We start from the raw sequence: 19761 nt of genomic DNA on the forward strand, positions 1-19761 counted from the left end.
TTATCATGAAAAACAATAAACTTGGCCTACTTTACAGTAGTATTACACTTTTATTCTGGGGAATATTACCTATTGCATTAAAACTTTCTGAAGAATTCATTGATGCAACTTCACTCAGTTGGTTCCGTTTTTTTATCGCTTTTATTATTATTTTTATAATTCAATTATCCTCTAATAATTTAAACCAGTTTAGAAAAATAACAAAAATTGAGGCAATAAAACTTTTATTTGCTGGTGTTTTTTTAACGCTTAACTATGTTACGTTTGTATTAACATTAAAATACTTATCGCCAGGAGAAGCACAGCTAAATTTTCAAGTCGCCCCCTTTTTTCTCGCCTTTGGCAGCCTATTGTTTTTTAAAGAACGCTTAAGTGCCATTCAACTTTCGTGTTTATTCACTTTAGCTATCGGCATTATTCTCTTCTTCCATCCCAATATAAGTGGCCATATCAACACAGGAAGTAAAGTGTTAATTGGGGTTGGCATTATTGAATTTTCAGCGCTATCTTGGGCATGTTATACCTTGCTACAAAAATCACTAATGGCTAAGTTATCCACCTCTAACGTTTTACTGTGTGTATTTGGAATTGGTATGGTTTTACTCACCCCATTGACTGATTTTACTCGCTTAACAACATTAACGGGATTTGATTGGAGTATTGCTCTATTTTGCGCCTTCAATACATTAATCGCTTATAGTGCATTAGCAAAAGCGTTAGTTTTCTGGCCTGCTGCTCAAGTCAGTGCAGTCGTTGCCGTAGCACCGGTGATCAGTTTTACATCGACAGCCTTTGTTGTTGCAATGGGATGGTGGCCAAATCTTATCAAAGCACACCATCTAAGTTCATTATCAATCATTGGTATTATTGTTATTGTTGGATCTGTTGCTGTGATGCAATTATTACCTCATTTATTAACCCAAAATAAACAGATTGAACAACCTAATTAATTATCATTAATATTGCACTATTCAACACTTAGATATGTATCAATAACAAATGATACATATCTAACTATTTCCATAACTCGTCATAATCTAACTAAAAGAAAACATGTATAGGAGTATTTAACATATTCAATCGAACATGTAGAGGGAAAGACTCACCTTCTATTTCATAAGATTATTTTAAGATACAAGAAGCTTTTTTATACCTTATATAAATTAAATACGTACACTCATTCGTATTATACTCATCAGCGTAAAAATGCTCTACAATAACTTGTGGAATAGACTTACACTCTTGCTGACTAAGACATGTAAGGTAATGATCTAAATAAGCTTGTTATCTTACGATCTTATACTTGCCATGATTTTTAGCATATCATTACCTAACCTTTCTGCAGTAGTGCCATCAAAGTGTATGCCATCAAATGTAGTTCCATCATGTAAGTCTACGATGTAGGAGTATTTTTTTTTCGATAATTTAAAATGAGCCATATTAATTATCATACTAAATTGTTTAGACTGTTTAGACTGTTTAGACTGTTTAGGTATAGTTGCAAAAATAAAAGGTAAATTACTACAATGAGTAAATTCTCGTATTTTTTTTATTACCGAAGATAAATTATGATAGTAAGCATTTTCATTTTCCTTACTGTTACTATCACTTTCACCTTGATGCCATAACACTCCTCTTAGAACAATTGTTTTATTTTTTTGATTTAATACCTTCATAGCAGAATGATATTTATCTTCTAACTCTCGCAATAAAGATCTTGTGACTAAATGATAATTACTATTCCATTGACCATTACCTGCAGGAGGATTTAAACCGATTGAACTACCGCCTAATGAATGTTTAATAACATATTGTTCTTTATTGACTAAATTTGCATATTTAAATATAGCAGTACTATCATAAGCCCATTTATCTTCGTTATTATTAAGGACTACTGAACTATCTGAATATTTCCACAATTCAAATCTATTGTTAGAACTATTGAAACATTTAACATTAGGTACGATATTCGAGTATGGTAACCAACTAGGCCTTTGTTTTGATAGTTCAATACGACCATCTGTGTTTGATTGTCCTGCAACTATCCATAGATCAATATAATCAACAGCTGAACTCATATGTTTATTATCTATCGTTATTTTTAAATAACCATACATACTACAAGGTTAATCTATTAGATAGCCATTAATACGCATAAGTTGCCGTCTATCACATAAACGAAAGATCTACCTCAATCTTACAAGATTTAACTTCTCTTCTCTTTCTATTAATTTTACTTACTTTCATTTTAGGTTCGATTATTTTAAGTGGATAAACTTTATCTTATGAGATACTTTTTAATACATATAAAAAACAGATACTACCTGATGATATCTGGCACTCTTGTTTTTAGAAAACGAGTACAACATTGATAGCAAATTATGGAATAAATCGCTATAGCCATATCTTGTGGACTTAGAGCTAAGGAGTTATAGAGTATGGAAAATGAGATAATATTATTAAGAGGTTTATTTCGAGGTTGCCACCACTGGGGAGATTTTCCTAATCTCATTCAAAAGGCATTCCCAGAGCATACTATCACTTGTGTCGATATTCCTGGCAATGGTTATCTTTCATCAAAAATATCTCCAAATACAATTGAAGGTATGGTTGAAAGTGTCAGGCTACAACGTAAAGGCAATTGCAAAGTATACATACTAGCGGTCTCTATGGGAGGAATGATAGGACTAAAATGGGCGGAATTATATCCAAATGAAGTTGCGTCATTAATTTGCATAAATACAACGGCAAAAGAATTTAGTCCTTTCTATGAACGTTTACTGCCTAAAAATTACCTAAAAATACTGATAGCACTAACGTCAGATTCATTTAAGAGAGAAAAAGTAATTTATGAAATGGTATCTAACCAGCCAATAAATCTGAATACCATAAATAAGTGGGCTACTTATAGTAAATTACATCCAATGAAAATCAGTAACTTCTGGAGGCAATTATATGCAGCTAATAAGTTTCGAATATCTTGTCCTGAATGTGATTTACATTTTATCGCATCAGAGCACGACCAATTAGTGAGTTATAATGCAACCATGGCTATTCCTAAGGCATGGAAAATACCGATAATTACTAATAGAATTGATGGCCATGATATAGCTTTAGATAATCCTACATGGCTTTTATCTACGATAGAAAAGATTTGGATAAAGTAACACCTAGATAAATAGATTAACTCTATATCGATATACATTAATAAATCATAAAGTTAAACAGCCTTAGACAATAAAAGTGTATAAAACAGGGTTACGGCCTCTTTTGAGGCCGATGTGTAATCTCGTAGTGTGTGATAAACATATATCAACCCTAGGAGATCCTAACTCATTCAATTTAGTCGCTTTATAGTAATTGTCGTCACTGGCAATGAATTTAGATAATGTATACCTTTTTCAAAATCAGTATTAGCTCGGTCTGATGTTAGAAGTGTAATTACATCAGGAGGCGTTATTGGATCATCAGCTGAAGTAAAAATTAATCCACCATCACTACCAGCATCATAAGTGTTTAGAGACACATCTACTGACTCAACCCACTTACCATCAACAAACAATTGATAGCTATTTAAGCCAGTAAACCAATCAGGACTTGGAGCAAGCATTGTTACAAATGAAATATAAGGATAATCTTGGCTAATATCAAAAGTAACAGTAATCGACTGTTGCTCAACTGTAATGCCACTCCCATCAATCGTTGATAATGACTTACCTAGATTTTGCAAATTATTAATTTCAGCTGTTAAAACCGTTTTAGTTCCAGTTTCAGCAACTTCAACAATTCCAGCTGATGCCAGTTCACCTAACTCAAATATTCCACCATGAGCATTATGTGTTAATCCAATTACACCAGAGAAATGTCTATTTGATGGAAAGTTGGTACTAAAATTATTGGCACTCCAATTACTATTAAGTGTTAATTCGTATGTGGCTGTTTCTGAATTACTTACATCAGCTTTATTATCATTACACCCAAATAGAGTACTAGATAGAATAATAGCCAGTATCGTTTTTTTCATGTTCAAACCTCCGTTAAGCCTAATTAAGCCTAGTGTTACATTTAAGTAACATCAACTTCGGTAAGAAAACCCTCCTTTTATATTTTCCATGAATCATAAATACTGTTGTCACTAAAGACCCGTATCCATATCCACCTCAATACTGTACTCACCCACGGGCAAGAAATTCACAATGCTCAGTAATTTTCCCTACTGTTACCTTTTCACAAAGTGCTATCGACAGTAGAGCTTTCAACTGGATGTTAGCCGATTTAATTAAGTTGGGTTGGGTTGGTGAGGTTTATAAAAGGAACAATGGCAGACAAACAACGAGTTTCCAACCATAACAAATTCATTCAAATAAACTTAGAAAGAAAGTAATAAATAGTAAAAAACCCTCATCTTGAAATAAGGGCTTTTTGTATAAAACTTTAAATTCCTACTCTAAATTATCTTTAATGTCTAACAGTACACTACCTATAAGAAAGTGCTGACTAGCGGATAACTACCGCTCTTATATTAAATGATTATTTTTTCTTACCCTGAACAGCTTTGAACCTTGGGTTAGATTTACAAATAACATAAATACGGCCACGACGTTTAACTACCTGACAATCTTTACTTCTCTTTTTTGCGCTTTTTAACGAACTAAGAACCTGCATAAACTTTCAACCTTAAAATCACAAAGAACAAATTGTTTATTAAAACGTGCAACACGCCCATCCATCCCCTTCAATAGTGCGTAATGTCTGTATTGTGGAACGAGCCATAATCTATTTATCAGCACCCGTATCATGAAATGCCACTGTAGGTATTCAGGATGTATAGCTACTTTTGTAAATTATTCTCCCACACCCCCTTCTTTGTTATGTTATAACATAACAAAAATAGCAATGTAAACATATAAAAATAAAAATAGGTAAATCATTACTCAATCACCTCGCCTATGTAAAACAATCACACTAGAAACAAACTAATGGTGTTCTTAACAGCCCTAATGCCAATGAGCGAAGTGAATATATTTCCACCATCAATCTAAAAATGATTAATTCTCCTGAGACTGATCACTTAATGCATAAAACATCCAATATGTTAGATTGAACCCGTTATCTATAAATATAGGAGTGATTAAAGTGACGAGTTCTGAACGAGAGTTGATTATTAAGACTTATTTTCATATGTGGGTTGACCGAAATTTCTCATCACTAGATAAGATCTTCTCTGCAGATATCTATTACAGTGAATGCTATGGACCTGAGTATTTTGGATTGTCCGAAATTTATCGCTGGATCGATGATATGTTAGAAAAACAACAAGTATTAGCTTGGGAAATAAAGCAATTCATACATGAAAAGAATACTAATACTGTGGTGGTTGAGTGGTACTTTAAAGAGCAACAAAATTTAAACGTTAATGATTTTAATGGAGTTTCTATCATTAAATTTTCAGCTGATGGTAAAATTAGTTCTATTAAAGAATTTGAATCAAAATCAGAACACTCAGCTCCTTATCATTCGTCGTGATTACGAAAATATAGTTGATATTATATACCGTCGATTGAGACGGTATTTTTATATTTAGCATACTTATATTTTCTTAGAATTTTTATCCACTTATTTTCGATTTTGTGCATAAACTAACTTCATAACTACAGACAGTTTAGATATTCTAATTATGATTAGTCTTTCTTTTAGAACCTCTTTTAATAAAAATCCCTGAACATAGCTCAAGGATTTATATAAGAACTAACCATTGACTTAATTTGTTTAGTCTTTAGCTACAGCATGAAAAATAGGTGCATGAGTAAAGTCTAAATTTTTGTCTTTAATACGACCGCCAATTACTGTTACTTTGAGTGGACCATATGCATAGAAATCATTACCTGCTTGGTTAGGATTATAGCCCATGACATAGTAAGTACCATCATCATTAAACATTGAATTATAGTAAGTCACTTGACCATTTTTAATTGCCATCGTTAGAGAATGAGCATCAGGATTTTCAACGTTAAATGGTGATTTATCTATACTCAGCTCTGCAATCTCCTTATGGTTAGCAACGTTTACATGCGTTGTTACCTCACCAGAAGAAGATGTATCGCCTTGTATAGATCCCAACTGTTTTAGAATACTCATTGGGCGAACGTTGTCACTGAATAACACATTAAAACTTATTCTTGGATCATTAGAATTATCAGAAGTCTCTATACCTTTAATCACAATAAAATCTGAAGTTTGTGCTAATACAATATTAGTGTTCACGTAAGTTTTATTGTCATCAGTAATCTTAGTTGTTAACACATTATTTTTAATCGACCACGAACCAGTATTAAAGCCTTCGCTCGATTCACTTTGCTCTATTATTGTTAATGAGTTATTTGGATTAAAAGTTAGACCAAATACAGTAAGTTCTTTTGTGTCGTTATTAGAGTTATCCAACATATACCATGTTTTACCGACAAATTGACTTGCCGTAACGGGTAATGATTGCTTGGGTTTTAAATTTTTTGTCGACCAAAAAAACAAATCACAAGTTCCATCAGGAGCTTTCATTGCGCTAATAATTAAATCAGAAGAGACATAAACTAATTTTTGTGTATCGATGTTATTGTTACTATCAGTCGAAACAAAATTATTATCTTTATCTATTGTATAAATTACAGATTCTGTACCGTCACTGTCTGTAAACTCAAGATGATTAGCATCTTGAAATTTCAATAATCCAACATCACTATCTTTATTTTCGTCGCTATTTGCGCTAGCTATAAACCAAGTTTTACCAACAAGTAGATCGGTGATGTTCTTAATCAATGGTTGGGCTTCTGCTTTACCGTTGCTAACAATAATACGCTTATTCGTTAATTGGCTTAATGTTGGATCATCGTTTTGTGCATCTAGAATAAAGCTAACTATTTTTGTCATTGTGTCTTTGTAGTGAGCAACATTGACAATATCATTTGTCATCACAGGTGTAATAGAACGAGCAAGAATACATGCTGCAGGCAATGTTGATAAATCACCAAGAAGCTCTTGTTTTGTTAACCCAAGAATTTCTTCAATTTCAGATAACGCTTGAGGATCAACCTTTGCAAGTGTAGTAAACGGTGTAATTACAGATTGGTTTGCATCGGTGATCATTGAGTAGCTATGAGTCACTGGTGTAATTTCATCGCTATCTTTTGTTTGCCCTGCAATAATTTGTGCAATTAGAGAGTGCTTTGCATCATCAACCGACACTTCAACTTTACCCGCTTTATCAGTTAGTTGAGGTAAAATTTCATCTGACTTATCACATTGATTATTATCATTTAAATCAACACAGATCTGTGCATTTTCTAACGTACCGTCAATAACGGTAATTGTTTTTGTTGAAACTACAGAGTCTGTTGTTGAATCATTACCGCCACTGTTACAACCTGAAAGAGAGAAAATAGAAAGAAGTACGGTTGCAAGGATAGTTTTATTAAATGGCATGCTAAATTTATTTGTATTATGAATAAAGTTAGACAGTGTATGTATTCTAAAAAGGAATACAACCTTCTGCATACGATAATTGATTTTTAATACATTAATTCTTCATAGTTACGCATCACACTCTACCCTTCACCACCAAAAATGGACTAAATTATCAAACAGTGGCTAAGAGACCTTAGCGTTTTTTAACATACTAATAGCAAATGCTTGTGATCACAGAACCTTCAGAAAATCCAGATGCAGAATTACTTTGTAGTATTTATGTTATAGATCGTTTATTTTTTAAACATCAAATTAAATGATTATGCTCAAAAATATTATTTGGTGAAAGTTAAATTGAACTTAAAGGGCTTTAAGTAAAAGAAAATAAACCTTAAATTTGGATATTAAACATGGAAGTTCAATTTTTCTTAAAATTAAAGTAATTAAAAATGAAAATCAATTTTTTAAAAAATGTTGTGAAATAGAAAAATATTAAGGTTTATTATGGATGTTATAAGTAGTGAAAAGTACATAATTCGCAACTCCATGTAGCACTTAAATAGATAGTGGCACAAGATTCTAGCCTTTTTTAGGGTATTACGAGTTAAGATAAATTGTTCAATTTATAGCAGATAACTTAAAGGGGAAATATGAGCATTGCTAAAAACAACTAAATAATTCGTTAAATTTTAGGGGTAACATATGCACGTATTAGTTTATTCAGTTGGAGCGTCATATGTGATTTTAGCTTTAAATCTTATCGGCGTAGTCTTCAAGACTAAAGATTATATTTTATTTGTATACACGTGGATTTTATTAATCGCGTCTTATTATGCGTATGGCCTTATTTCTTGGATTCCACTGTTAGCAGCAATTTTGCTTAACGTTGGCATTCATTATTCAGCAAATTTCCAGGAGAAAATGATTAAAGAAAGTAACCGTTCAAGATATAAATTTTAAGGTGTTTTAAGTGGGAAAAACAATACTCGACAATAATGATATAAACAAAATGGCTAGCAGTGTAGCTTTTATGATTAAACGAGCTATAGATCCAGAATATATCGAATGCAATAGACCCGATGCAATGGATCACTACTTAGGTAAAGATAGTACGCTCAAATACTCAATAACTTATAAGGGAGAAACTAAGGATTTAAACATAAGCTTAGAAATGTTAGTAACGACAGAAAAAAAAGAAATATCCAATTTTATATCTTATGATATAGGTACCATTTTTAATATTGAGGAATTAACAACATGCAAATAAATAAAAAAGTCACTCCTAAACATATACATGCTCATAGTCAGTATACACCTGCTGATACTGATTCAATTCAAGTACCATCTGAATTAACCATTGTTCACAGTAATGGTGATAAACGTATATTAAGACCGAAAGATAATTTAACCGCAATTGAGCTCTATAAAATACAAATGATAATAGATACATGTAAGTTAAATTGTGTTGCGTTAAATTCAAAAAAAGTAGATTTTATCTTTAATTTAATAGATACATACGGTATTTCTCGTCATTTCGACACAGAATAAATATTCCCACTACACTCGTGGCCGGTTATAAAGAAACTAATATAAAAATGGCAAATTAAATGGGCATTAAACCTAATCAACATACACAAAAAATAATTAGAAATATGGGTAATGTAATAGCTGATGTAATGGAAAATAAAGCAGAGGGAGAATTATTACCACATAGACAGGCGTTAAGTATTAATGGCAATGATATAGAAAAAGAATTCACCACAACGGACTTCACAGTTAAAAATAAAGGAATAATACGTCTTGCACAACTTAATCAAAGCGACGGCGCACTATTAGCAATGAATCACATGTTGGAAGCATTTGAATCAAAGAAAATTTTACTAGGTGGTGACACTGAATTATCTATTAATGATGTACTAGACACTCTAGATGAAGAAAAAAAATCATTCCTATTGAAACATCAACAATCATACATAAGATGAAATTAGATTAACATCTATAGATTTAGATCTCATGAGCGTTGCTTTTTTACTTACAAAAATGTCTGCACCAATGATACGAACCTCTCGATGAATCACACTACTATCCCCTTAGGTATACCTGTTTTAAGAACCTACTCAATAAGTGTTCGGCAATGACAATTTTCAGCCAATCAACGTGATCGCTATATTACAGATGAAGAATATCTTGCTGTTTACCAATGCGCTAATACCATCACCAAAATTGTAATGGAACTGGCCTATTTATGTGCGGCTCGTAAAGGTGACATATTAAAACTTGAGTACTCGCATTTATTAGATAGCATATGTTAAATAGGGCTGTTTTTAGAGAAAAGTCATACTAGGTGTCGAATGATAGGTTTTAAGCCTTTAAAATCGTTCCTAGGGACGATTTTAAAGGTGGATTAGTAAATGAATATTAAAAAATATGTTTATATAGGAATATCCTTGAAATGATACGAAGAACCTTCACGTATAGAAAATTAGGGTGTATTACATTGAGCCAACGATATCACTTTCTACTTACTACACTTACATTTGTATTAATCATAAGCGTCATCAAGATTAGAAAAATCGTCAGCTAACCAAAACCAGTATCCACCTTTACAATTAAAAATATTTTCCAATAACTCACTAAAGGAAAGAGCTAGAACGGGACATTCACCTGGCGAGGCGTGTATATCCCAAAAACTGTCGTAGCATTTACCGATACGATTCTCACCGAGGCCAATCGATATTCTTTGCTCAGATCCGGCTTCGGCTATGATGTACCAGTCATTTGATATGTCATTTTCAGGTATGTATTCTTCCCAGCCTTCAGGTAGTATTACTGGGTTAGATGATACTAGGTTATCAGGGCTAACGATTTCCATCGCATAATCGGTACCGACAAAGAACTTAATACCTCCGCACTCCCTATAAAATTCTTTTAAATCTTCAGGTAAAGAGTGTTCACCACTAATTTCAGGTAAACCTGATAGGGGGAAAACAATACAACTCTTTGAATTTCTAATTTTCTCTAGTAACGAATTCATATTTATTTTCCGTAAGTATATCTATTAAAACTATTGTAGAAATTCTGTCTAGCCGCCATCGGAACATTCGCAGCATCGAACCGCCTCTCCGCCATTTTTTGCATTTGTCTAGGCGAAAGGTTCTTAGCTTGACTCCGTACAGATCCCATAGTTTCTTTTAAATAATCATTTCCTGCTCTATGTGCTGCTTTGTGTCCATTAACACTAAGAGCCATAGTCGGATTTTCAGCCGCTCTACTTTTGTATCCAGAAATATTTTTTTGCCCAAACATCGTTAACACCGTGGTGATTTACAAAGGGGGAGTTAGTTGTTTCTGGACGTGATAGCGTATCGGTTCACATTAGATTCAATATGTAAAATACAGCCTTTAATGGAAAAGTTTCACCTAACTCATTTATATAGCTTTAAAGTAGCTTCTTAGCGCAACTTTAATAGCTAGATTATATATTCAATACATATCTTTATTTACTGACGTGTAGCGTTTTTTGCCACCAATATACTTAAATTAAACATTATTATTCCGTTGAACTTCCTTACAACAAAAAAATCCCCGAACATAGTCCAGGGATTTAGATTAAGGTATAGACCATAGGTCACCTTAATTTATCTAGTCTTTATCTACAGCATGAAAAATAGGTGCATGAGTGAAGTCTAAATTTTGAATACGGCCATCAGTTACAGTTACTTTTAGTGGTCCATATGCATAATAATCATCACCGATTTGATCAGGCTTATAGCCCATTACATAGTAAATTCCATCACTAAATATTGAATTAGAATATACAACTTGACCATTGTGAATCTCAATCGTTGTTGATATAGCATCAGGATCTTTTGCTTCAGCCTCTGATTTATCAATACTTACCTTTGTAATCTCCTTATGCTTACCAACATTTACATGTGTTGTTACTTCACCAGTGGATATAGTCTTCCACTGTTTTAGGATACTCATCGGACGTACTTTATCATTGAATAAAACATTAAAACCTACTCTTGAATCATTAGAATCATCTGAAGTCTCAATATTTTTAATCACGATATAATCTGAGGTTTGTGCTAATACAGTACTAGTGTCTACGTAAGTTGTATTACCATCAATAATATTAATTGTTAATACATTATTTTTGATCGCCCACGAGCCAGCATTGAAGCTTTCACTCGATTCATTTGGCTCTGTTACTGTTAGTGAACTATCTGAATTGAAAGTACAACCAAATACATTAGGCTCTGGAGTGCTGTTATCAGAGTCATCCGTTAACATGTACCATGTTTTACCAACAAATTGACTTGCAGTAACAGGTAATGGTTGATTTGATTTTAAATTTTTTGTCGACCAAACAATCAAATCATGAGTCCCATCAGGATCGTTCATCACACTGATAATTAAATCCGAAGATACATAAAGGAATTTTTGTGCATCAACGTTATTCTCATTATCCGTTGAAATGAAATTCTTATCTTTATCTATTGTATAAGTTACAGTCTCTGTGACACCGTCACTATCTGTAAATTCCAAATGATTAGCATCTTTAAAATTTATTGATGCTACACCACTATCTTTATTTTCATCACTGTTTACGCTTGCTATAAACCAAGTTTTACCAGCTAATAGATTGGCGATATTAACTAATGGTTGGGCTTCTGCTTTACCATTATTAATAACAATACGGCTATCCATTAATTGATTTATTTTGTCATTGTTTTCTGCTTCTTGAATAAAGCTAACTATTTTAGTTATTGTATCTTTGTGCTGAGTAACATTCACAATGTTATTTGTCATCACTGGTGTAATAGAGCGAGCAAGAATACGTGCTTTAGGATATTTTGATAAATCACCAAGAAGCTCTTGCTTTGTTAAACCATAGCCTTCTTCAATCTCAGATAATGCTATAGGATCAACTTTTGCGAGTGTAGTAAACGGTGTAATTACAGATTGATTTGCATCGGTGATCATTGAGTAGCTGTGAGTAACTGGTGTAATTTCATCGCTATCTTTTGTTTGCCCTGCAATAATCAGTGCAATTAAAGAATGCTTTGCATCATCAAGCGATACTTCAACTTTACCTTCTTTATTAGTTAGTTGCGGTAGAATTTTATCTGACTTGTCACATTGATCATTGTCATTTAGATCGATACAAATCTGTGCATTTTCTAATGCTCCGTCAATAACGGTGACTGTTTTTGTTGAAGATACAGGTACTGTCGTTGAGTCATTGCTGCCACCGTTACAACCTGAAAGTGAAAAAATAGAAATAAGTACGGTTGCAAGGATAGATTTATTAAATGGCATACTAAGCTTTATTTGTATTATGAATGAAGTAGTATATTGTATGTATTCCTAAAAGGAATGCAACAACTTGCGCATAAAAATCAATCATTAATATGCAAGTTATTCACTATAAACATAAATAAAGCTTGATATCCAATACATCCATTAGTGGTGTTTTTATATAACGTTACGCATCACGCTCTTCCCTTCACCACCGAAAATGGGCAGAATCGCGAACCTCGGTGATGGTGGATAATAGAGCCGAGAAGTTTTCTTTTCCCGATAGCTGGGCTCGTTTGGTGTTTCTGAGCGTACAGAAGAACCTAACCAATAAGTTATCAAACCACTATGTAATCAGATCTAACAAATTGTTCTATTTCTCTTATATTGAAAATAATGCGGTCGACAGCTGCGCGGCCTAATTTACCAATGCGCTAATACCATCACAAAAGTTGCAATGGAGTTGGCCTATTTATGTGCCGCTCGTAAAGGTGACATATTAAAGCTTGAGTACTCACATTTATTCGATGATGGTATTTTCATTACTCAGTCTAAAACAGGTAAGAAACAAATTAAGATGTGGTCACCACGCTTACGTGAAGCCATCGCCCTATCTGAAACGTTAGCTGAAAAGCAAACTAACTTTGTACTTCATCGCCCTAATGGCCAAAAGGTTCACGATCGTTCACTACAAGATTATTGGCAGGCAGTAAAAAAAAGCCGCTTTAGAATATGGCATCAATACTGATTTCACATTCCATGATTTAAAAGCTAAAGGTATTTCAGATTACGAAGGAACAATGGGCAGACAAACAACGCTTCTATGGCCATAAAGAATTCGCTCAAGTTAATACCTATAATCGTAAAGTAGATATGGTGCCACCACTCGATTTAAAAAGTATTGGTGATACTCAACTTTTAGGTATCACCCTTCATGATATTTCCAATATTTACTTATATAACGTGATTTGGGCTTGTCCAACGATTCAGATAGGCGTCAGCTGCGCGACACATATCCTTATCTGTTATGTGCGTACTTTTTCACACCTAATAAATATAAAATTTGGTTTATTTTTAAGATTGCTAGACGTTGCTTCAGATAAATCTTTTGCTCTTTCATCAACGCTGATCCTTGAGATCATTAGACCTGACGAAGTAATTTCAGCCAACGATCGACGATAGAAGTTTACTTTAACTGGAACACCAACTGTATCCCACTCTTCAACGCGCTCTCTACTAAAATAGTTATCCGACTGAGAACACTCAAAATCGGCAATGGATAATGAGTAGAGAAAACCATATAACCACCAGTTTTCAGCACTCGATATACAGACTTAAACACTACCGTTAAATCTTCAACATAATGCAGCACTAATGGACAAACAATAATGTCCGCACTGTCATTTTTCTCCAGAGGTAATCCAACAAATATATCCTGCACATATGCTCGAACTTTTGAGTCATATTTGTCTTTGACCAAAGAAACCATTTCATTGGATAGATCGGTACAGGTTAATTGATTTACTGATTGCTGTATAAACCACTCAGCGTAAGCCCCCGAGCCACACCCCATATCAATAACGTCTTTACCTTCAATATTATCCAACAAAGCCATCGTTGATGGACGTTCAAATAAAGCATTGTATATATTATCTTTCACGACTTCAGCATATTTAACCAATTGTTTTGTATGCATACCTGGCATATAACCGACCAAATAACTCACAGAATAAAACTTAAGCACATAACAGCTTATTAATAAGCATTCTTACTTTCACGAAAAATAATGCCACTAAATTCCCACAATCATAATCAATTTAATTAATAAATATTATAAACTTGATTACATTATTTTGTTTCAAAGTGTTTGTTAAAAATGTAGAAAGTAAGAAATGTATTTAATCAGTCTTATTTAATACAAATAGAAGATTCAAATCATCATACCTCATTATAACTGATCAAATACACAGTAAATAAAGCTAATCCCAAAATCACTTGAAGGGATTGCTATGAATTGAAGAGCCATAATTATTTACAGCTCTTCTTTTTAATATAAAATTAGTGATTAATAGGAGTACTTATATACAACGTATTATTTAATGTCGTTGTATCGGGAGTTAATTCAAAATTCCAATTAGCACTGTTCGGAAGGTGATTACTTCCACTAAGAACAAATTGAACTTCATTACTTGACTTATGCCAAATTGTTACCATATCCCGAATATTACTGGTATTCATAATGCTATGCTTTATAACATCTGAACATCCTGGAACAAACTCACCATCATTCAAGATTATTGTATAAACAGTCCCTTTGGGGATTAAGAAATCAGCTGCATCAACAGAATCTACAGTCAGTGAGGCTACAGTATTAGCTTCTTCATGGGGAGTATCTGGCGGTGCTATATCATGAAATACAGGAATCGTTATAGATACAGAATTAGGTACAGATAAAACGCTTTGATCAATAGTTAGTGTAATAGAATTAACGGCTCGAAGATCATCTAGGGCTGTTATTCGATAGCGAATACTTGACTCTGTAGCCCCATAAGGAGTGACACGATTTGGAGTAGATAACGTTGTTGCATTACGAAAATCGTTTGCATTCGTTGTATTAAAGGTAGCACCATCGATATCGATATATAATGTAAAACCAGATAATAAATAAGAATAAGGGATAACATTCATATTTGCGGTAAGAACTGGCATAGTAAGATGCTGTGTCGATTCGGGCGAATACGTAAGGTCACTCGCAATAACTGATTGTGTAACTCCCAATGATGACCCGCAAAGAATCGCCGCGATAACATAAGAATTTAGTTTCATTTTTCACCAGCCTATAAAATATTTCGTGATGTCAATATGACTTCAACGACATGTTGACATTACGTTATTTAGATAATGCGAACTGTGACCAACGATACAATGCACAAACAATTGCATATAAAGTAAAAGTATACTTTTCCATGAATTTATCTTCGCGTTTAATGTGACAGTTAGATGATCTCCTCCGAAAGACGGCCTTTGTTATATCTGAACGTTATCGAGTATCTGTTAGTGCGTGAAAGATGCATATTGTTAAATAGAGCTGTTTTTAGAGAAAAGTCATACTAGGTTGTCGAGTGAATGGCCTTTGTGGTCTTAAAATCGTTTCTTGGGGCTATTTGACAGGTATAATAAGTGAGGTAACGACTCGTAATCGGTGGTTGTATTTATAAGTATGGAAATCAGCATGATTAAAAATAAAACAGATTTTATTGAATGGATTGATCTTCAATTAGATGTGGAAATCCCAGATGATATTATTGCCTTCAATATAAATATTTATGAGTCACCATTTAACATCGAAATAATTGGTTCGAGTGAATATACACCAGATGATGATGATTGGGCGTGTAATGAGGATTGGATTCCAGTTAAAAGGATTTCACAGATTTCTGATGAGTTATTTGAAGATTCATGGCAAAAAGCTGAGTTAAATATTATATTTTTTACAGAATCCTATCTTTCTTCAAATTCTAAAAATGTAAATAAATTAAAATTAGCGAAGGCACTTACTGTAGGATTTGTTGATGGTGATTTGAATTACGTACAGTAAGTCATAATATTTGTTATACGAATTCCATAAAGGTCGCCATTGGTGGCCTTTGTTGTATCTGGACGTTATGTGGTATCGGATCACATAAGGTTCAATATGTTAAATACAGCCTTTAATGGAAAAGTTTCACCTAACTCGTTTATATAGCTTTAAAGTAGCTTCTTAGCACAACTTAAAGGACTAGGTTATATATTCAATACATATCTTTACTTACTGATATGCAGTGTTTTTTTGCAATCAATATACTTAGATGCTAGTATCCGCTCCCAATTGACTTTAATTGATACTTTTTATGAAGAAAATAGTTACGATTAGCTTTATTGCATCTACTTTATTATTGACGGGCTGTGCTCAAAGAATTGCTGACTTTACGTTAGCATCTACAAAAAATGTTAATTTGAATAACGGTCATTTTGTAGAAGGTCCGAGAGTAGTTGGTGAAGATACAAAGGCTATTTTTATTGTTCCTCTTGGCGTTCCTTCTATAAAAGAAGCTTCTGATAACGCAATTGAACAAGACCGATGTGCCGTCGGATTAACTGATGTAGCTGCTGATAGTGAATTCTTTTCGTTTTTAGTCGGTTATGTGAAATATAAAATCGAAGGTAATCTATTAATAGATAAATCAAAGCCTGGCTGTGAAAGCTGGAAATAGTTAATCACTATATTTTCATGAGATTACAAGGTCGTCATTGACGGCCTTTTTTATACATAAAATATAGAATTTATAGAATGTATAGAATGTATGTAAAATAAAGCGGTTTTATTATTTTCTAGAATAATTTCGCTTTATTGGATTGACTCTAATACGTCACTTGTAACCATTTGATATAAAATAGCTAAATTACTTTCTTTGTTACTGAGGACACTTCAGGGACAAAGTTATTTATTCCATCATTAAATCTTAGCATGTTCTATCGCCTCCTCTGCAGATCTAAGTACTGCTTTTTAAAACATTTAGCACTAACAATGCTGTTCTTATCACACATCACACCAAAACATATTGAGTAAATAAATACTAAGAATATCCTAACTATATATTACATATAAGTTATTGAGTATATTATGATTAAAGCTAAATTTAGAGATAATGGCTCAGAATGTAGTACTGAAGACTACGCACAAAACCCAGATAAATATCGAGGACTAATAGACTGTATCGAATGCTCCCAAAAAGCTTGGTTTATAAAAGGATTTGAAACAGAAAAAATGAGTCGTATGGCTTGTTTTGGTGCAAGGCATTTAGATGGATGTAATGCTTCTACTGTAGATTTAAAATCAGAAGCAACAGATGAAAACATTGATGACCCAAATAGCCCTGGCTCTAGCTTATATGTAAATTTAGATAAATCAGCGACATCTAATATTTATGTCTCACAGGATAATGACAAACATGGTGATGAAGAATCAACTCGCCCATCACCAGCAATAAAAAATCCACTTGGCAACTCTAGCGGATATCCTTTAAATAAATCACTAAGAGGAATTCTAACTAATCTTATCCGCAACCCAAATTATGGTGAAAATGGTCTAGAAATTAAAATCGTTTCGAATGGTGGCCGTACAATTATAGACGGAAAATTAAAAGACAATATTGTAAACATTAAACATGTATCAAAAGACCATATGAGACAAGAATATATTTTCTGGGGACCAATTAATAACCTAAATATAGATAAAAAAGGTGTTCTTTGGCTAAATTATGGTGATTATCGAACAGAGCCTAGCATTCGTCTAAACCCTGAGCTATCTCAAGAATTAATAAAGAACTTTAGACTTAAAGATGTTTCTGAGCTTGATGGTTCTGATTTTATTATTGTTGGTCATCTTGGCTATTCTTCTGCTGGCAAAGCTATAATTTCTACTAGTTTTACCAAATACATCTCATTCAGAAAAATGAACATATCTAAAATCAATGATCATTTGAAGTCTAGTTCCAAAAAAGAAGCAGTACTATTTGATAACTAATCTTATTACCTCAAGGATTAATATGAGCACATATCTTTTAACATGGAATCCTCGTGTATGGCCTAAAGAACAATTTGAGATCTATTATCAAAAATATACACAAGGTAAAATATTGAAATGGAGCTGTGGTACAACAAAAAAAATCCTTGTTGGTGATAATATTTTTTTATTAAAACAAGGAAAAGGAAATAAAGGTCTTATTGGTTCAGGGGTAGTTACCGCTGCTCCATATTACGCACCACATTATCAAGAAGAAAAACGTAAAGAAGGTAAAGAATCTTTATACGTAGACGTGAAATTTGATCATTTATCAAACAATCAATTCAAAACTCCAATTTCACGAGATGAATTAAATGCCCCCGAATTTATTAGTAACATTTGGGACTCGCAAGGTTCCGGTAAAACAATTCCAGCTGACATTGCTGACGGTCTATTTGATTTTTGGAATTCACGTATTGAAAGAAATGAGCAGGACTTTAGTGGTCCAGATGAAGCAGAATCATCAAAATTAAAAGAAGGGGGAAAAAAAGTTATAACGGTTAACGCTTATGAAAGAAATACAAAAGCAAGAAGGTTGTGCATTGAACACTGGAAATATAATTGTGGTGTATGTAATTTTCATTTTGAGAAAACTTATGGACAACTAGGAAAAAATTACATTCATGTTCATCATTTAAAACCCCTTTCTGAAATAAATAAAGAATATGATATAGATCCAGTGAAAGATTTAAGGCCAGTTTGTCCTAACTGTCATGCAATGCTCCATCGTAAACAACCAGCACTTTCAATAGAAGAGCTAAAAGAAATATATACAATTTATAATAAATAAAATAAACGTTACGCATCACGCTCTGCCCTTCACCACCGAAAATGGTCTAAATCGCCAACCTCGGTGGTGGTGGCTAAGAAGGCCCGAAAATTTTTATTTCCCGAGAGTTGCACTCGTTTGAGCCTTACTCGTACTCAAAAGAACCTACTCTTTTATTGTTTTTATACTTGATGCTGCCATTTTTTTTAGTAATTCATCAGCCCTTTGCATTAGAAAAAATTCCTTCTTTGCCATTAAATCAACTTTAGTGTCTTCTAAATTAGCAGCCTCAATAAGCTCATCGAAAGTATTTAATATATCTAAATACTCTAATCGGTACTGCCTTCTTTCCACATAATATTTTAAACGACTTAAAGCAAAAGTAAGAACTGATGTAGTAATTGCACTCAATGGTACTAACAACGACTGATCACTAAATAGTTTCTGTAATAAATGCCCTTCCGGCAATAATTTCACACATTGTATGGCAAGCAATCCAAGAATAGCGCAACAAGAACTCGCTATTGCCATATCAGAACTTTGAACTGAAGGTTTCGGTGCTTCCACTTAAACCTCCTTCGTATTCTTATGGCTTTTAACAACAGTCCATTCATTATGGTTCTTA

General features: G+C 33.2%; 20 protein-coding genes and 1 pseudogene. 11 read left to right on the plus strand and 10 right to left on the minus strand.

The genetic code is table 11. The features are described from left to right. Positions 1 to 5: 5 nt before the first annotated feature. On the plus strand, positions 6 to 950 hold the full coding sequence (locus tag PPBDW_RS08705) for a DMT family transporter (protein WP_036794865.1): 945 nt from the start codon (positions 6 to 8) through the stop codon (positions 948 to 950). Positions 951 to 1289: 339 nt separating this feature from the next. Here the strand turns inward: PPBDW_RS08705 and PPBDW_RS08710 are convergent, their stop codons facing one another. Further along, on the minus strand, positions 1290 to 2078 hold the full coding sequence (locus PPBDW_RS08710) for a sialate O-acetylesterase (protein WP_181950644.1): 789 nt from the start codon (positions 2076 to 2078) through the stop codon (positions 1290 to 1292). Between the two features lie 360 nt (positions 2079 to 2438). Here PPBDW_RS08710 and PPBDW_RS08715 point away from each other — a divergent pair, with 360 nt between their 5' ends. Continuing rightward, complete coding sequence (locus PPBDW_RS08715; protein WP_036794867.1) at positions 2439 to 3167, plus strand: alpha/beta fold hydrolase; 729 nt, start codon at positions 2439 to 2441, stop codon at positions 3165 to 3167. 170 nt (positions 3168 to 3337) lie between these two features. Here the strand turns inward: PPBDW_RS08715 and PPBDW_RS08720 are convergent, their stop codons facing one another. Both PPBDW_RS08720 and ykgO read right to left on the minus strand, forming a co-directional pair. Then, positions 3338 to 4024, minus strand: coding sequence for a spondin domain-containing protein (locus tag PPBDW_RS08720; RefSeq protein ID WP_054262035.1), 687 nt, complete (start codon positions 4022 to 4024; stop codon positions 3338 to 3340). Between the two features lie 506 nt (positions 4025 to 4530). Next, the gene (gene ykgO, locus PPBDW_RS08725; protein WP_080888836.1) at positions 4531 to 4665 is read right to left on the minus strand and encodes a type B 50S ribosomal protein L36; all 135 of its coding nucleotides are present in this window, start codon (positions 4663 to 4665) and stop codon (positions 4531 to 4533) included. A gap of 471 nt (positions 4666 to 5136) precedes the next feature. On the opposite strand from ykgO, the gene PPBDW_RS08730 reads away from it, so the two are divergent. Beyond that, positions 5137 to 5526 (plus strand): nuclear transport factor 2 family protein, encoded by a 390-nt coding sequence (locus tag PPBDW_RS08730; RefSeq protein WP_036794869.1) that lies wholly within the window; start codon positions 5137 to 5139, stop codon positions 5524 to 5526. 243 nt (positions 5527 to 5769) lie between these two features. On the opposite strand, the gene PPBDW_RS08735 is transcribed toward PPBDW_RS08730, so the two are convergent. Next, positions 5770 to 7476, minus strand: coding sequence for a hypothetical protein (locus PPBDW_RS08735; RefSeq protein WP_036794871.1), 1707 nt, complete (start codon positions 7474 to 7476; stop codon positions 5770 to 5772). A 952-nt stretch (positions 7477 to 8428) separates the two neighbouring features. Between PPBDW_RS08735 and PPBDW_RS08740 the strand changes: the two genes are divergently transcribed. From PPBDW_RS08740 to PPBDW_RS08750, 3 genes are read left to right on the plus strand one after another with little or no spacing between them, the layout of a single operon-like run. After that, entirely contained in the window at positions 8429 to 8725 is a 297-nt protein-coding gene (locus tag PPBDW_RS08740; RefSeq protein WP_036794874.1) for a hypothetical protein, read from the plus strand. After that, positions 8716 to 9006 (plus strand): hypothetical protein, encoded by a 291-nt coding sequence (locus PPBDW_RS08745; RefSeq protein WP_036794875.1) that lies wholly within the window; start codon positions 8716 to 8718, stop codon positions 9004 to 9006. Before PPBDW_RS08740 ends, PPBDW_RS08745 begins: the two co-directional genes overlap by 10 nt. Before the next feature lie 59 nt (positions 9007 to 9065). Beyond that, positions 9066 to 9440, plus strand: coding sequence for a hypothetical protein (locus PPBDW_RS08750; protein WP_036794877.1), 375 nt, complete (start codon positions 9066 to 9068; stop codon positions 9438 to 9440). Between the two features lie 560 nt (positions 9441 to 10000). Here the strand turns inward: PPBDW_RS08750 and PPBDW_RS08755 are convergent. The 3 genes from PPBDW_RS08755 to PPBDW_RS08765 form a co-directional block, all read right to left on the minus strand. Next, on the minus strand, positions 10001 to 10492 hold the full coding sequence (locus PPBDW_RS08755; RefSeq protein ID WP_036794878.1) for an SMI1/KNR4 family protein: 492 nt from the start codon (positions 10490 to 10492) through the stop codon (positions 10001 to 10003). A gap of 2 nt (positions 10493 to 10494) precedes the next feature. Then, positions 10495 to 10764, minus strand: a complete 270-nt coding sequence (locus PPBDW_RS08760; RefSeq protein WP_052671574.1) for a hypothetical protein — start codon at positions 10762 to 10764, stop codon at positions 10495 to 10497. Between the two features lie 336 nt (positions 10765 to 11100). Further along, entirely contained in the window at positions 11101 to 12783 is a 1683-nt protein-coding gene (locus PPBDW_RS08765) for a hypothetical protein (protein ID WP_036794879.1), read from the minus strand. Between the two features lie 400 nt (positions 12784 to 13183). Here PPBDW_RS08765 and PPBDW_RS08770 point away from each other — a divergent pair, with 400 nt between their 5' ends. Next, positions 13184 to 13510: a tyrosine-type recombinase/integrase gene (locus tag PPBDW_RS08770; protein WP_341534699.1), complete on the plus strand. Its 327-nt coding sequence runs from the start codon at positions 13184 to 13186 to the stop codon at positions 13508 to 13510. A gap of 277 nt (positions 13511 to 13787) precedes the next feature. On the opposite strand, the pseudogene PPBDW_RS08775 reads toward PPBDW_RS08770, so the two are convergent. Together PPBDW_RS08775 and PPBDW_RS08780 are read right to left on the minus strand one after the other, a co-directional pair. After that, positions 13788 to 14467 (minus strand): annotated as a pseudogene (locus PPBDW_RS08775) (class I SAM-dependent methyltransferase). Positions 14468 to 14820: 353 nt separating this feature from the next. Next, positions 14821 to 15540, minus strand: a complete 720-nt coding sequence (locus PPBDW_RS08780; RefSeq protein WP_240000639.1) for a hypothetical protein — start codon at positions 15538 to 15540, stop codon at positions 14821 to 14823. Positions 15541 to 15994: 454 nt separating this feature from the next. Between PPBDW_RS08780 and PPBDW_RS08785 the strand changes: the two genes are divergently transcribed. The 4 genes from PPBDW_RS08785 (at position 15995) to PPBDW_RS08800 (ending at position 19157) form a co-directional block, all read left to right on the plus strand. Next, the gene (locus PPBDW_RS08785; RefSeq protein WP_036794883.1) at positions 15995 to 16360 is read left to right on the plus strand and encodes a hypothetical protein; all 366 of its coding nucleotides are present in this window, start codon (positions 15995 to 15997) and stop codon (positions 16358 to 16360) included. Positions 16361 to 16652: 292 nt separating this feature from the next. Then, positions 16653 to 17015: a hypothetical protein gene (locus PPBDW_RS08790; protein WP_036794885.1), complete on the plus strand. Its 363-nt coding sequence runs from the start codon at positions 16653 to 16655 to the stop codon at positions 17013 to 17015. A gap of 410 nt (positions 17016 to 17425) precedes the next feature. Then, positions 17426 to 18328 carry a hypothetical protein gene (locus tag PPBDW_RS08795; protein ID WP_054262037.1) on the plus strand — a complete coding sequence of 301 codons (903 nt, stop codon included), beginning with the start codon at positions 17426 to 17428 and terminating at the stop codon, positions 18326 to 18328. Between the two features lie 22 nt (positions 18329 to 18350). Then, positions 18351 to 19157 (plus strand): HNH endonuclease, encoded by an 807-nt coding sequence (locus tag PPBDW_RS08800; RefSeq protein WP_036794887.1) that lies wholly within the window; start codon positions 18351 to 18353, stop codon positions 19155 to 19157. Positions 19158 to 19301: 144 nt separating this feature from the next. Here PPBDW_RS08800 and PPBDW_RS08805 read toward each other — a convergent pair whose 3' ends face one another. Then, positions 19302 to 19703, minus strand: coding sequence for a hypothetical protein (locus PPBDW_RS08805; RefSeq protein ID WP_036794889.1), 402 nt, complete (start codon positions 19701 to 19703; stop codon positions 19302 to 19304). Positions 19704 to 19761 lie beyond the last annotated feature (58 nt).

Source organism: Photobacterium kishitanii, assembly GCF_000613045.3.
Taxonomy (GTDB): Bacteria; Pseudomonadota; Gammaproteobacteria; order Enterobacterales; family Vibrionaceae; genus Photobacterium; species Photobacterium kishitanii.

Bases quoted from the DNA above. Each gene is read 5' to 3' on its own strand.
- PPBDW_RS08705 (WP_036794865.1), top strand. From the start codon at position 6: ATGAAAAACAATAAACTTGGCCTACTTTACAGTAGTATTACACTTTTA.
- PPBDW_RS08710 (WP_181950644.1), bottom strand. From the start codon at position 2,078: ATGAGTTCAGCTGTTGATTATATTGATCTATGGATAGTTGCAGGACAA.
- PPBDW_RS08760 (WP_052671574.1), bottom strand. From the start codon at position 10,764: ATGTTTGGGCAAAAAAATATTTCTGGATACAAAAGTAGAGCGGCTGAA.
- PPBDW_RS08795 (WP_054262037.1), top strand. From the start codon at position 17,426: ATGATTAAAGCTAAATTTAGAGATAATGGCTCAGAATGTAGTACTGAA.
- PPBDW_RS08750 (WP_036794877.1), top strand. From the start codon at position 9,066: ATGGGCATTAAACCTAATCAACATACACAAAAAATAATTAGAAATATG.
- PPBDW_RS08755 (WP_036794878.1), bottom strand. From the start codon at position 10,492: ATGAATTCGTTACTAGAGAAAATTAGAAATTCAAAGAGTTGTATTGTT.
- PPBDW_RS08790 (WP_036794885.1), top strand. From the start codon at position 16,653: ATGAAGAAAATAGTTACGATTAGCTTTATTGCATCTACTTTATTATTG.
- ykgO (WP_080888836.1), bottom strand. From the start codon at position 4,665: ATGCAGGTTCTTAGTTCGTTAAAAAGCGCAAAAAAGAGAAGTAAAGAT.
- PPBDW_RS08745 (WP_036794875.1), top strand. From the start codon at position 8,716: ATGCAAATAAATAAAAAAGTCACTCCTAAACATATACATGCTCATAGT.
- PPBDW_RS08785 (WP_036794883.1), top strand. From the start codon at position 15,995: ATGATTAAAAATAAAACAGATTTTATTGAATGGATTGATCTTCAATTA.
- PPBDW_RS08735 (WP_036794871.1), bottom strand. From the start codon at position 7,476: ATGCCATTTAATAAAACTATCCTTGCAACCGTACTTCTTTCTATTTTC.
- PPBDW_RS08720 (WP_054262035.1), bottom strand. From the start codon at position 4,024: ATGAAAAAAACGATACTGGCTATTATTCTATCTAGTACTCTATTTGGG.
- PPBDW_RS08765 (WP_036794879.1), bottom strand. From the start codon at position 12,783: ATGCCATTTAATAAATCTATCCTTGCAACCGTACTTATTTCTATTTTT.
- PPBDW_RS08715 (WP_036794867.1), top strand. From the start codon at position 2,439: ATGGAAAATGAGATAATATTATTAAGAGGTTTATTTCGAGGTTGCCAC.
- PPBDW_RS08800 (WP_036794887.1), top strand. From the start codon at position 18,351: ATGAGCACATATCTTTTAACATGGAATCCTCGTGTATGGCCTAAAGAA.